We start from the raw sequence: 12,900 nt of genomic DNA, 5'->3' as shown, positions 1-12,900 counted from the left end.
ACTTAGCAGGTTTTGTATATTTTTTTTCTTATAATTGGCTTATTGCAATACCCCTTCTGCACCATCGACAGCTTCGACAGTCGCTAGCTCTCTTGTTACCAAGCGCGCTTTATCCGCATTCATCGCTGCCATAATTGGGGCGATGCTTCGCTCTTTCATTCCTCGCAAAACCTGAATCAATGTCGGCATATCCATATCATTAAAAATACGCGCAGCAGATTTAGGCTTCATGTTAGAATAAATTTTCACCAAACGCTTGGCTTCTTCTGTTTGCTCTTCTTTATAAACCTTTAACAAGTCTTCGATAGAAGCTCTAATATCTTCCAGCTGAGACTGCTTATCCAAGAGCTGCTGCTCTGCACTTCTCAACAATGCTTCACGCTCTTTCACAACACGCTCTCGTTTATCCAAAGCTTCACGGCGAGCAACCAGATCATGTAAAAGACGAATTTCACCGGGGCTCATATCCCCAAAATTACCACCTGAGAAATAATCCTCTTGCTCAACGACATCGGTTGGTTCCATACCTTCAGGCGTCCCATTAAGACTTTCTTCAACCAAAGTATCGTCTTCAATTAATGCTGGGTCATCAAGCGCTGGTGCCTCACCTGCTTCTTGAGCGATGGCTTGTCCGCTTGTAATGGCTGCCAGATCTTGTGCGGAGAAACGCCCTTCATTTGAGGCTGTTTCTGTCACAGAGGTAAATTCTACCCACATATCGCCAAAACGGACGGATAGCATTAAAAAAATGATCACGAGAAAAATAGGTAATATACGGATTTTAAAATTCATAAACTAATCTCTTAACGCATGCCACGAAGAGCCTTTAGAAGCTCTTCTTTGCTTTTTGCTTTAGATTCTTGCGCTTCATCTACACCCGACAATTCCACACCGGCTTCTTGAGCTTCCTGTGCAGATGATACAGCAGAGCTTTCAGCCCCAAACATATCAGCCTGAGGCGCCATAACCTCTGGATTACCAGCCTCAACAGATTCAATCAACTTAGAAAGACGCGCCTCCAAATCCTTATCAATTTCAGCATCCATATCCGTGATATCAGGCATATTCATCGGCTCACGTGGTGAAGCCGGTGTCGCTTTTGCAGATTTAGCTTTCTTGGATCGCGCCTTCTTACCCTTCGCAGGTCCAGTGCTATATCCAGGATTATAGGTCGCCTGACCACGCTCCACTTTCGCAGCCGCAATCCCGACTGGGCCGGCGACTTCCTGCGCACGACGGATTAATTCAATCAGGTCTGCGCGTAACGTTTTCGCCTCTGCAATCGCATCATCAATTGTTTCCGTTGCATCACGAGAACGATTTTTTATTCGCAAAAGCGCTTCTTCAGCCTGCTGCGTTGAGGAGACAAATTGTCCCAATAACTGACGCAATTCTTCTTTACTATCTTGAAGGATACGTATGTTGCGGTTAAGCCGCACTGCATAAATCAGTACGGCAATTAACAAACCAATAAAGGCAATATCAAGAGTAGCTTCTAGTAGATCCAATTTCATACGACCTAATATAACACAAAATTAAACTAATCTGGATCAATTTTCCTATCCAGCTTCACAGCAAGATTTCCAGCTTTTTGACCGACATAGCCTTTAAACATAGGAATTTCACCGCAACGTAATTCGACCATTGAATCCTGAGTTGCCTGTAATTGCAAGAAAGTTCCGACCTTCCAATCTAAAACTTCTGTTAAATTACTTGTGAATTCATCCAAAACGACTTCAATCGGCACATCTGTAAACCAGAGTTCTGTAGCCAAGTGATTTTCCCAGATACTGTCACGACCGAATTTCTCACCCATAAACATTTGAAGCAATAGTTCACGAACAGGCTCCAATGTCGCATAAGGCAATAGCAATTCAAGACGCCCGCCACGATCTTCCATATCAATACGGAAACGCGCCAGAATAGCCGCATTGGCCGGACGGGCAATCGTTGCGAAACGCGGGTTGGTTTCCAATCGATCAAAACGCATTGTCACACTGGATAATGGATCGAAAGCCGCAGATAAATCTGCTAACACCACACTAATCATACGCTCCACAAGGTTACGCTCAATTGTCGTATAAGGGCGCCCCTCAATACGCATCGCAGCAGTACCACGACGTCCACCAAGCAATACATCTACGATGGAATAAATCAAGGAACTATCAATGGTAATTAGACCATAGTTATCCCATTCCTCTGCCTTAAACACCGTCAACATCGCTGGCAATGGAATGGAGTTCAAATAATCACCGAAGCGAATTGAAGTGATGTTATCCAAACTCACCTCAACGTTATCTGAGGTGAAGTTACGTAATGAAGTCGACATCATACGAACGAGGCGGTCATAGACGACCTCCAACATTGGCAAGCGTTCATAAGATACCATACCAGAATCGATAATCGCTTCGATACCGGATTGGTTATCATTCCCGTCTGCACCATCTTGGAAACCAAGAAGACTATCAATTTCATCCTGATCAAGAACACGCGCCGCCGCCGCCCCCATCGAGGGATCGGGTTCGTCTTCTGCCATCGCCGCCCATTCTGCGGCTAGGGCATCATCGTCTTCTTCCATTAGTGCATCAGCATCTTCATCAGCCATATTCAGCCTCGATCTTTCTATGCCGCTAAACCTAAATCGTATTCCTACTCATCATGAAACACAGGTCGCGCCAAATCTTTTGCGTTATATTTTAAACAAACATCATCTGGTAACTTCTGCCGTATGACATTCATCCAAAAACCTCTACGCAAAAGCCGCGCCAGTTTCTCAATCTCTTTGAAAACTATGCGACTTACTGAACAATTAAATCATTAAATAAAACATCTTTTGCCTTAACTGGCGCAATTGCTTTATTCACACGATCTAATAATTCTTCTTTAATACGGTATACGCCTTGACTACCTTCAAGCTCTTCAAGACGCAACTCACGTAAAAACACCTGAAAGCTATCAACAATACGTGGCTTCAGGTTTTCAATATGTGCCTGCTCCTCAATGGTAGAAATTTCCAATGAAACTTGCAGTTTAAGGAATTTTTGCTTTGATCCTGGCGAACGTAAAGTCACTAAAATTTCATCCAGAGGTAAAAAGATACTAGGCGCATCCGCCACTTCAACAGGCGCATCTTCTGTCGCCTCCTCTGCCACTTCATCTCCACCACCAAGTAGCGGGTCCAACATTCCAGACAAAAACAGACCGACACCTGCACCAACAAGAATCAAAATAGGCAATAAGATAAATAGAACTAGCTTTTTACCACTAACGCGTTTCTTACCACCCTCTTCATCTTCACCATCTGCGCCTTCGGCTACTTCACCTTCATCAGCCATATTCGCCACCCTTCAGCAATAGAAGCTTTCATTTCACGGATTTTCATCACAACGTCATACATCTTTATATTATTATAGAGATTAATTACGTTATAGACCATTTTTGTAAATACTCACTATAAACTGCAGAAATTAGCAGCAGAAATCAATCATTAAGAAACGAATATTCGTAAATATTCACGCAATACTCTTAATTGATTTCATTGTTTCCAATAAATAATCTCAAGTTCTTCCTGAATAAATACATAACCTATGGCAAACTTTGCCGCCTTAATATCAATCCCCTTTCTAAATTGCTATTTTTCGTAAATTTTCGAAGTAGCCTCACATGAAAAACACAAAAAAACCACCTTTATCAAAATAAAAATTAATTATTATCAAATACTTAATTAATTTTGGCACACTACCTGCTTTGTAAAGCGTCGAGAGATGTCGGCCTGAGAAACCGACAAAAATTTGAGAGAGGATAGCGTCATGGAAAACAGCGCTTATATCGCACTATCTAGGCAGAGAAGCCTTCGCAACGAAATGAATATTGTTGCAAACAATATTGCTAACGCGAATACACCTGCTTTTAAACGCGAAGGAATGGTATTTAAAGAATACATTACCAAGCCGCAACATGATCGCCAGCAATTTTCCTTTGTACAAGATGTAGGATTGGCGCGTGATTTAACCGACGGCCCAATGACCACCACAAACAACCCGTTTGATTTTGCTCTTTCCGGTGATGGTTACTTTGTTATCGATACACCAATGGGTGAAAGATATACACGTAATGGCCGTTTTCAGCTAGATGCGACAGGCAATCTTGTAAATAAAGATGGCTACACCATCCAAGGCGACGGCGGCCCATTAAACATCCCAAATGACGGTGGCGAAATTCTAGTGGCATCCGATGGTACTATCTCCAACGACAATGGAGAAGTTGGCAAGCTTCGTGTGGTATCTTTTGAAAACCAATACGAAATGAAGAAGTCCGCCGGGGGGCTTTATGCCACAGGTCAAGATCCAATTGCCTCCGAGGGTTACAATATTACTCAAGGTATGCTGGAAGAATCAAACGTTCAGCCAATTCTGGAAATCACCCGCATGATGCGTGTTCATCGCGAATATGCCTCTATGCAGAAATTCACCCAAGCTGAAGACGACCGCGTGAAAAAAGCGATAGAACGTCTTGGCCAGTTCAGTTAACGCATTAAGCTAGGAGAGAAGCTATGAGATCCTTAAATATCGGTGCAACTGGCATGTTAGCTCAACAGCTTAATGTTGAGGTTATTTCAAACAACATCGCCAATATGAATACAACAGCTTATCAGCGTCGCCGCGCTGAGTTCCAAGATCTGCTGTACCAAAACCAACGTCGCGCCGGAGCAAACTCCTCTGACACGGGCACAATCGTACCAGTTGGTATCCAAGTAGGCTTAGGTGTTAAAACTGCATCTGTTTACCGTATTACTGAAACAGGCAACTTAACTCTTACAGAAAATTCCTTGGATTTGGCAATTAACGGTAAAGGATATTTTCAGATCACCTTACCAAGCGGTGATACAGCTTACACACGTGCCGGTTCTTTCCAATTGGATAACCAAGGCAACATTGTGACAACTGATGGCTACACTGTTGAACCGGGAATTACAGTTCCTGCCGATGCAACAGGCATCACAGTGAATTCCAGCGGTGAAGTGCTTGCATCCTTAGATGGACAAGTAACACCAAGTAATTTGGGTCAGTTAAGCCTATCAACATTTGCCAACGAAGCAGGCCTTTCTTCTGTCGGCGACAATCTATTCCTTGAAACCCCAGCATCTGGTGCACCATCAAGTTCAACACCCGGCAGTACTGGTTACGGAACAATCGAGCAAGGTTTCCTCGAAACATCCAACGTGAATGTAGTAGAAGAAATTACCAACCTCATCACGGCACAGCGTGCTTATGAGATGAATTCCAAAGTAATTGAAACCTCAGATCAAATGATGAGCACTGTATCTCAAATGCGTTAATCGCTGAGAATATAGAAATTTAAATCGAAAACGATAGAAATCAAATTCGACGATTAAGAAGGAAAAAGATAATGAAAAAGCAAGCTACAAATAAAATGATCGCCGCTTTTCTATTAGGAAGCGCAATGTCTCTAGGCACAATTGCAGCAACCACAAATCCTTCTTATGCAAATTCCGAGTTCTTCGAAATTGAACAAGAAGTTACTCTAAACCATAACATCTTGATACAAGGGGAAAATATTACCCTAGGTGATCTTTTCCAAAATGCAGGAGAAAATGCACATCGCGTGGTTGCAAAAGCACCAGCCTTAGGCAAATCACAAAAACTGACATCATCCTGGTTATGGCGCGTTGCAAATTTCTACAAGCTCGACTGGAAGCCGTCTTCCACATTGGATGAGGCAATCGTTGAACGTGATTATTTCGAAATGGAACCAAGCCTTCTTACAGATAGTCTTCGCAATGCAATTATCCAAAAAACAGGTGAGTCCGAGTTATTAGAAATCCAACTAAACGGCCGGATCCCAACTGTGCGCCTTCCAATTGATGCAGATATGTCTGTAGCAATTAAAAATTTCCGTCTTTCCGATAACGAAAGCCGTTTCACAGCCACTTATGTTGTACCCGCAACCGGTAAAGCAATTGTTAAGGGTAAGGTATCTGGCAAAGTCCACAAATTGATGGAAGTTGCCCTTCCGAATCGCCGCATACAAGCCGGAGAAATTTTGAAACAAGAAGATCTCGAAGTTGTCACAATGCGTGCACGTAAGGTTTCTCGTAAAGCAGTCGTTGATGCCACAAGCCTCATTGGTAAGCAAATTCGCCGTACCATCACACCTGGTCGCCCAATTTTGTCAGCCAACCTGCAAGCACCTCAGCTGGTGAAAAAGAAACAAATGGTTTTAGTAACACTTGAATCCATGGGCATGCGCCTCACAGCACAAGGCGTTGCCCTGGAAGATGGTGCACATAAAGAGGTTATTCGCATTCGAAATTCCCATAGTGGCCAAGTACTTGAAGCTATCGTAACTGGTTACAACACAGTAACAGTTCGTGCCCCACTACAATCTGCACAAATGTGATTGAGACCCACAAGATTGTAGTTTGAAAAGATATTGAGATAAACCGGAGAGAGACGATGTTAAACATTACAAAGAACACACAGCTGAGAAAAACAGCTATTCGCTTTGCAGCTATTGCCCTTATCGGCACCTCACTAACTGCATGTAATACATTGTCTCGCTTAGCTAAAATGGGTGAAGAACCTAAATTGAATGAGATCGAGAACCCGACGCATGACCCAAATTATCAGCCAGTTTCTATGCCGATGCCAGTGCCATCAACAGCAAAGAATACTGCCAATTCACTCTGGCGCCTAGGTAGTCGGGCCTTTTTGAAGGATTTGCGCGCCACACAAGTCGGAGACATTGTGACTGTTGTCATCAGCATTGATGATGAAGCAACAATTGCAAATAGTACCAACCGCACACGGACAACCAGTGAAGATGTGGATATTCCCGGTCTAGCAGGTTTTCAAGGCGCTTTGAACGATGTGTTACCTGAAGCAGTTACAACGGATAACTTCGTCAATCTAGGCTCATCTTCCACACAAGGTGGGACAGGTAATATTTCTCGCGAAGAAGACATTACACTGACTGTTGCTGCAGTTGTCACACAGGTCCTACCAAACGGAAATCTTGTGTTACATGGACGTCAGGAAACACGTGTCAATTACGAAGTTCGTGAACTTCAAATCGCAGGTGTTATTCGCCCACAAGATATTACAAACAGCAATACTGTGAACTATGAAGATATTGCCGAGGCGCGACTCGCTTATGGCGGGCGTGGTCATATCTCTGATGTACAGCAACCACGCTATGGTTCACAGATCATCGATATCATCCTACCATTCTAAGGAAGATTTTCATAACAAGTTAACAAGTTACCGAGATTACGCCCGCACTCTCCTCTCTCACTCTTCTCTCTCAGCGTGCGTAATTTCACTCAACGGGCCAGCCTCTCAAGCTGGCCCGTTCTAGTTTTCTCTCTTCGACATATTTCTCACAAATATTTTTCAACCCATTCTTCTTGAAAATTCACAAAAGATTATTTTTTATATAATTGACTTTCAGCCATCTTGTTTTAGTGTGCTGACATAATTAACGAGTTTTATCAGGGCCAACAGGGAAAGATGTGTATCCTCCTATAAACCTTGAACAACACAAACCAAATGAGGACAAAAAATGTTTACTTCAATGCTAGACAAAATGGTAAATGTTGAAACAGCTGACGCACATTGCGACATTCCATGCAAAATCTATGATCCGCATACAGCAATCGTAGCTGCTCTTTCCGTTGTTCGCATGATGGACATCATCGCTGAAAACAAAGACAAAGAAATGACAGCTGAAACCATCAACACACTTTCTCGTTGTGTTGCGATGAAAGAAGCTGAAGCAGCAAAAGTTAAAGAAGAAATCCGCGTAATTTGGGGTGACTATATCAAAGCACCACAAATCGAAAAACACCCAAATGTACACGAAGTTGCACATAGCATCATGTTGAAAGCGTCTGCTTGTAAAACAGGTATTGATCGCGCAGCGGGTGAAGAATTGGTTGAATTGGTAAATCAGTTCGCTGAAATCTTCTGGAGCACAAAAGACGTGCAAACAACACGTAAAACAAGCCCATTCCCACCAAGCATGGAAATGGTTTATCCAGTATTGTAATTTTGATTACTGGTTGAACAAACATGTTCGGTTGGCGACTACTTAAGATCAATGGTCATAGTATGTCGCCCAGTTTAGAAAACGGCGATTACGCAATCATGCGTGTCGCCGTTTTTCCTTCCCGCCTTCATTCAAAACTAAAAGAAGGCGATATTGTTTTCTTCAAACGAAGAGATGAAAACGCAATGGTCAAGCGTCTGACCAAAAAACACCCAAATGGTGATTTTAATATAATGGGTGATGGGCCTTTATCTGCCCCCAGCATTGATCTTGGCTTACTTTCAGTTAAAGATATTAAAGGCAAGCTTTCCTTTCGTATACACGGATCCAAAATTTCAAAACTGAATTAGTTGTTACTCTTCCAACTCCAATAACCTAGGCCCAGGCCCGTCACGGCCAAGTTTATCACCTGGATTCAACATCCAGCAATCTGTTAGAGATAAACATCCGCATCCAATGCACCCTTCTAGTAAATTTCGCAGATTGGTTAACTGGTCAATCCGTGCATCCAAATCTGCTTGCCAATTTCTGGATAACCTTTGCCAGTGGCGCTTGTTTACCTTCTCACCATCCGGCACTGAATTCAAAGCTTCCTTTATTTCCTTTAAAGGAATACCTGTTTTCTGAGCGACCTTGATAATGGATAGCTTCCTCAAAACATCTGACGTATAACGCCGATGGTTAGCTTTATTACGCAGTGATCTAATAAGCCCCTTCTCTTCATAAAAATGAATCGTAGAAATTGGCACACCAGCACGCCGGGAAACTTCCCCGACAGAAAATTCAATAATTTTTCTCATTTTCCTCTTGACCTCAAGTAAGGTTGAGGTTTTAGCGTCGCATCAATTTTCAACGAAGTCAAAGAAAATACCACCCTGACTTACGATATTAAAAGAGATGCATAATGTCTGATATTACACTTGCCTATCTGGTTGCTGGATCACCGACACCAAGATCAATTAATGCCTATCAAAAAGCCATCAATGAATTACTACTCAAGCATAATGCAGAAATTATTGTACCAGACAGCAACATGCTCGAAATCTTTTATAATGAAGGCAAGTGGGAAAAAGATATGAAACTCACTATCATTAAATTCCCATCTTTAAAGTTACTTAAAGATTTCTGGCACTCAGAACCTAACGTTTTTGCGCGAATATTATTTAACCTTGCCTCCCCCAACCTATGGAAAGTCATCACCCCACGTTACTAATTTAATAAATTAGGACATAAAAATAAAAAAAGCCGCTGAAATTTCTCAGCGGCTTTTCAATTATTTATTCCAGAATAACTTAGTCGTCGCGACGTGTTAATTCGCTTTTTTCATGACGCTCTTGCGCTTCAAGACTTAACGTTGCGATTGGACGAGCCTCCAAACGCTTTAATGCGATCGGTTCACCTGTATCTTCACAATATCCATAAGATCCATCCGCAACACGCTCCAGCGCCGCATCAATCTTTGAGATCAGTTTCCGTTCGCGATCACGTGTACGCAATTCCAAGGAACGATCTGTTTCCATACTGGCACGATCCGTCAAATCAGGCTGTGCAAGATTTTCTTGCTGCATGCTTTGCAATGTTTCACTGGATTCAGTTAACAACTCATTTCGCCATGCCAAAAGCTTTTGGCGAAAATATTCAAGCTGTACAGGATTCATAAATTCTTCATCGTCACTAGGACGGTAATCATGCGGTAGTATTGTAGAGGTTACACTACCAGCTGTTGCACCCTTTAATTCTGGGTCCTTTGTTTCCGCTTCAGAGTTCAGCGACATGTTACTCTCCCTTACGGTCTACCCCGGAACCGCCTGAAATCAGCACATGCCAATTCAGGACAAGATCCAAATCAATATCCTTAAGGGCGAATAAAATGGTAATGACGTTCGCATGAATAGCCAAGATTGTAACCCGCCCTTAACTTTGCAATTTTTCTGTTTTTGTAAGACTTACCTCCTCTTACAAAAACTCAAACTGCAATGACACCCCTCGTCATTGGAGGGGTATATAGGACCTTGGACAGGAAAGAACAAGCCATTTTTTATAAAAATAGCTAAATCATTGTAAATTTTCTTTAAAAGTAACGTTTTTCTACTTTCGACCGCGATTATGTTTTGCCAATTCAACAGCAGTGCGAAGCTCTATGTCGTCCAAAATACTTTCGAGTCGCGGATCATTCGTAGTTTCTTTACGCTTTGCAATATCATTTGCAATTTGCTGCAACTTCTCTGGTGGAACTTGGCCCCTTAATAAAGCATGACGAATACCATCTAATTGATCCAACAAGTTCTCAGCCCAGTCAATCGCTTGACGCTTCGGTGACTTACCAGAAGTTGCGTCGTCAACAGATTGAACCGCTAATAAAGCATCAAGTGAAGAAACGGGTGCAACAGAATCTACAGAAGCGGCAGAAGCTGTTTCATCAGTATCACTGGTTTCATTCAAAGCAGAAGCAAAGCCACTACCTGCTGACTGAACTTTGCCAGTTTTCTTCGTTGAAGATGTTGCCCGTGGACCTGAAGGCCCTGAAACACGAATACTCATAAACTTCTAATTCTTTGCTAATTTCAAACTGTTAACTTCTGTCCATATTTATAAGGCCGATTCAGCGCTCATCAAGAAAGAAGTATTATATTGCTACATAGTATATACATGCTTCCAAATTCTTGCACATACTTTTCTACACACCCATCTTATTTCTACCCTCCCCATAAATTGGCACGGTTATCGCATAGTAATCAGCGAGAAGAGAACTAATGGTTAAATGAATAACGGTTTTTCGCCGTTTTACCGGAAGATTAGAGAGAATGACTGATATTTCGCAGGAAAGTTTTGCCGCTACCAAATTCAACTTCGCAAAAGTGAAGGAATTGGGTAAAAGATTTGACAAGAAAGTGTTTGCAGATGCGTTTCATACCGCCTTGCGTGCATTTGCTCTTGTGATCGCACTCGGCATTATTGGTGGTGTTCTCATTAAAGAAAGCCAAGCTCAATCCCGCATCAAAGATATTGTTGATGTGGAAGGTGTTCGCGACAACATGCTCGTAGGCTATGGCTTGGTAGTTGGTTTGAACGGTACCGGTGATGGCCTGAATTCAGCTCTTTTCACCAAAGAAAGTTTAGTAGGTATGCTAGAGCGCCTCGGTGTAAATGCACGTGATGGCAGCTTAAATACGGCAAATGTTGCCGCTGTTATGGTAACAGCCACTCTTCCACCATTTGCCCGACAGGGTAGCCGTATTGATGTTCAGGTTTCCGCACTTGGCGATGCAAGTAGTCTTTTAGGTGGCACACTTTTGGTAACGCCCTTACTTGCAGCTGATGGTGAGGTATATGCTGTATCTCAAGGCACATTAGCGATTGGTGGGTTTCAAGCGGGTGGCGATGCAGAGACAATTGTGAAAGGTGTTCCAACAAGTGGCCGCATCGCTAATGGCGCTATTGTAGAACAAGAAATCCCATTCGCTTTAAATTCTCTAACCGAATTTCATTTAAGCTTACGTAACCCAGACTTCACAACTGCACGCCGCATCAGCCGCGCGATCAATGCCTTCATTGGCTTAGATACAACACGCGTTACAGACCCAGGTACAGTAATGGTAAACGTTCCTGAAATCTATCAAGATAATCTCGTCGATTTGGTAACAGATATCGAACAGCTACGTGTTGAACCTGATCAAATCGCGAAAATCATCATTGATGAACAATCCGGTGTGATTGTGATGGGCGAAAATGTACGCATTAACACAGTTGCAATTGCACAGGGCAACCTAACAATTCGCATTAGTGAAACCGCACAGGTCTCTCAACCAACACCATTCAGTAACACAGGTACAACTGTCGAAGTGCCTCGTACAGAAATCGAAGTCGATGAAGGGGCTGAGAACCAGCTAGGTGTGGTTAATACCGGTGTAAGCATTCAAGACTTGGTAAATGGCCTAAACTCATTGGGTGTGGGACCACGTGACATGATCACAATCCTTCAGGCAGTAAAAGCTGCTGGTGCCCTAAATGCAGATATCGAAGTGATGTAAGGAGACGAATGATGATGGACTCATATGTATCTCAAGCTTTCGATGTTGCACAAAGTCAATCTAGCAAAGCACCTAATTTAAACCCGGCGGGGAAAACAAACGAGCAAATCCGCGCCGCAGCAGAAGACTTCGAAGCCGTTTTCTTAACACAGATGGTAGAACAGATGTTCTCCGGCGTATCTACTGACGGCATGTTCGGCGGTGGTCAGGGTGAGAAAATCTTTCGCTCTATGATGGCGCAGGAATACGGCAAGGTGATGGCCTCTAATGGCGGGGTCGGAATCGCGGACGAAGTTGCGCGCGAAATGCTCAAAATGCAGGAGGCAAGATCATGAATCTAAATGAGAAAGCTAATCAACTTTTTCTTCTTTTAACCGAATTAACAGAAGTTCTTGAGCAAGAAAACAAGCTATTAGACCAGCCAAATTCCAAAGAATTAGGCCCTCTTGTTACTCGTAAACAAGAATTGCTTGTGGATTACGAACGTGAATTGAGTCAATTGGCTGTGTCTCCACATTTCTTTCAGACCTTAAATGAAGAAATGAAAGGGAAGTTACGAGCGTTAAGTTCCCGTTATCAAGACGCCGCTTTGATCAACGAGAATAAACTACGTATGGCAACACGGTCCAGTCAAATGATTGCTGATCGTATTAAAGATGAAGCGCGTAAGGCAGCAGGCACACAAGTTCGCGGATACGGCCAAACTGGTGGTTACGCTCAAAATGGTGCGGCACCTCGTGCAGCCCCAATCGCAATTAACCAAACGCTATAAAATTTGGGCCTGACTTGATTGCAGGCAAAG

Annotated in this window: 18 protein-coding genes; 10 read left to right on the top strand and 8 right to left on the bottom strand. The window is 42.9% G+C overall.

From position 1 onward, the window contains the following. Window positions 1-39 precede the first annotated feature (39 nt). The 4 genes from E1160_RS12495 to E1160_RS12480 all read right to left on the bottom strand — a co-directional run bounded on the left by E1160_RS12495 (window position 40) and on the right by E1160_RS12480 (window position 3,335). Window positions 40-792: a MotE family protein gene (locus E1160_RS12495; RefSeq protein WP_155155660.1), complete on the bottom strand. Its 753-nt coding sequence runs from the start codon at window positions 790-792 to the stop codon at window positions 40-42. A gap of 11 nt (window positions 793-803) precedes the next feature. Then, a complete protein-coding gene (locus tag E1160_RS12490) occupies window positions 804-1,514 on the bottom strand; it encodes a DUF6468 domain-containing protein (protein WP_155155658.1) in 711 nt (236 codons plus the stop codon). Between the two features lie 26 nt (window positions 1,515-1,540). Then, complete coding sequence (gene fliM / locus E1160_RS12485) at window positions 1,541-2,605, bottom strand: flagellar motor switch protein FliM (protein ID WP_155155656.1); 1,065 nt, start codon at window positions 2,603-2,605, stop codon at window positions 1,541-1,543. 193 nt (window positions 2,606-2,798) lie between these two features. Next, the gene (locus tag E1160_RS12480) at window positions 2,799-3,335 is read right to left on the bottom strand and encodes a flagellar basal body-associated FliL family protein (protein WP_155155654.1); all 537 of its coding nucleotides are present in this window, start codon (window positions 3,333-3,335) and stop codon (window positions 2,799-2,801) included. 474 nt (window positions 3,336-3,809) lie between these two features. On the opposite strand from E1160_RS12480, the gene flgF reads away from it, so the two are divergent. From flgF to E1160_RS12450, 6 genes are all read left to right on the top strand, one after another. Beyond that, a complete protein-coding gene (gene flgF / locus E1160_RS12475; protein ID WP_155155652.1) occupies window positions 3,810-4,529 on the top strand; it encodes a flagellar basal-body rod protein FlgF in 720 nt (239 codons plus the stop codon). Between the two features lie 23 nt (window positions 4,530-4,552). After that, window positions 4,553-5,338, top strand: a complete 786-nt coding sequence (gene flgG, locus E1160_RS12470) for a flagellar basal-body rod protein FlgG (protein WP_155155650.1) — start codon at window positions 4,553-4,555, stop codon at window positions 5,336-5,338. Between the two features lie 71 nt (window positions 5,339-5,409). Then, on the top strand, window positions 5,410-6,420 hold the full coding sequence (gene flgA / locus E1160_RS12465) for a flagellar basal body P-ring formation chaperone FlgA (protein ID WP_155155648.1): 1,011 nt from the start codon (window positions 5,410-5,412) through the stop codon (window positions 6,418-6,420). A 56-nt stretch (window positions 6,421-6,476) separates the two neighbouring features. Continuing rightward, on the top strand, window positions 6,477-7,253 hold the full coding sequence (gene flgH, locus E1160_RS12460) for a flagellar basal body L-ring protein FlgH (protein WP_155155646.1): 777 nt from the start codon (window positions 6,477-6,479) through the stop codon (window positions 7,251-7,253). A gap of 328 nt (window positions 7,254-7,581) precedes the next feature. Then, window positions 7,582-8,067, top strand: a complete 486-nt coding sequence (gene sodN / locus E1160_RS12455; RefSeq protein WP_155155644.1) for a superoxide dismutase, Ni — start codon at window positions 7,582-7,584, stop codon at window positions 8,065-8,067. Window positions 8,068-8,090: 23 nt separating this feature from the next. Beyond that, window positions 8,091-8,417 carry a S24/S26 family peptidase gene (locus E1160_RS12450; protein WP_155155642.1) on the top strand — a complete coding sequence of 109 codons (327 nt, stop codon included), beginning with the start codon at window positions 8,091-8,093 and terminating at the stop codon, window positions 8,415-8,417. A 3-nt stretch (window positions 8,418-8,420) separates the two neighbouring features. Here the strand turns inward: E1160_RS12450 and soxR are convergent, their stop codons facing one another. After that, complete coding sequence (gene soxR, locus E1160_RS12445; RefSeq protein WP_155155640.1) at window positions 8,421-8,867, bottom strand: redox-sensitive transcriptional activator SoxR; 447 nt, start codon at window positions 8,865-8,867, stop codon at window positions 8,421-8,423. A 104-nt stretch (window positions 8,868-8,971) separates the two neighbouring features. Here soxR and E1160_RS12440 point away from each other — a divergent pair, with 104 nt between their 5' ends. Further along, window positions 8,972-9,280, top strand: a complete 309-nt coding sequence (locus E1160_RS12440) for a DUF1330 domain-containing protein (RefSeq protein ID WP_155155638.1) — start codon at window positions 8,972-8,974, stop codon at window positions 9,278-9,280. A 79-nt stretch (window positions 9,281-9,359) separates the two neighbouring features. Here the strand turns inward: E1160_RS12440 and dksA are convergent, their stop codons facing one another. The 3 genes from dksA to E1160_RS12430 form a co-directional block, all read right to left on the bottom strand. Beyond that, window positions 9,360-9,725 carry an RNA polymerase-binding protein DksA gene (dksA, locus tag E1160_RS12435; protein ID WP_235914136.1) on the bottom strand — a complete coding sequence of 122 codons (366 nt, stop codon included), beginning with the start codon at window positions 9,723-9,725 and terminating at the stop codon, window positions 9,360-9,362. Between the two features lie 118 nt (window positions 9,726-9,843). Beyond that, window positions 9,844-9,966 (bottom strand): hypothetical protein, encoded by a 123-nt coding sequence (locus tag E1160_RS17390; protein ID WP_268890621.1) that lies wholly within the window; start codon window positions 9,964-9,966, stop codon window positions 9,844-9,846. A gap of 189 nt (window positions 9,967-10,155) precedes the next feature. Beyond that, complete coding sequence (locus E1160_RS12430) at window positions 10,156-10,608, bottom strand: flagellar assembly protein FliX (protein ID WP_155155635.1); 453 nt, start codon at window positions 10,606-10,608, stop codon at window positions 10,156-10,158. 263 nt (window positions 10,609-10,871) lie between these two features. On the opposite strand from E1160_RS12430, the gene E1160_RS12425 reads away from it, so the two are divergent. From E1160_RS12425 to E1160_RS12415, 3 genes are read left to right on the top strand one after another with little or no spacing between them, the layout of a single operon-like run. Then, window positions 10,872-12,098, top strand: coding sequence for a flagellar basal body P-ring protein FlgI (locus E1160_RS12425; RefSeq protein WP_155155633.1), 1,227 nt, complete (start codon window positions 10,872-10,874; stop codon window positions 12,096-12,098). A gap of 8 nt (window positions 12,099-12,106) precedes the next feature. After that, window positions 12,107-12,433 (top strand): rod-binding protein, encoded by a 327-nt coding sequence (locus E1160_RS12420; protein ID WP_155155631.1) that lies wholly within the window; start codon window positions 12,107-12,109, stop codon window positions 12,431-12,433. Next, window positions 12,430-12,870: a hypothetical protein gene (locus tag E1160_RS12415; RefSeq protein WP_155155629.1), complete on the top strand. Its 441-nt coding sequence runs from the start codon at window positions 12,430-12,432 to the stop codon at window positions 12,868-12,870. The genes E1160_RS12420 and E1160_RS12415 overlap by 4 nt, the downstream gene beginning before the upstream one ends. Window positions 12,871-12,900: the final 30 nt, after the last annotated feature.

It is taken from the genome of Curvivirga aplysinae (assembly GCF_009711445.1).
Classification (GTDB): domain Bacteria; phylum Pseudomonadota; class Alphaproteobacteria; order UBA8366; family Aestuariispiraceae; genus Curvivirga; species Curvivirga aplysinae.
This window is presented reverse-complemented; position numbering and strand designations above follow the sequence as displayed.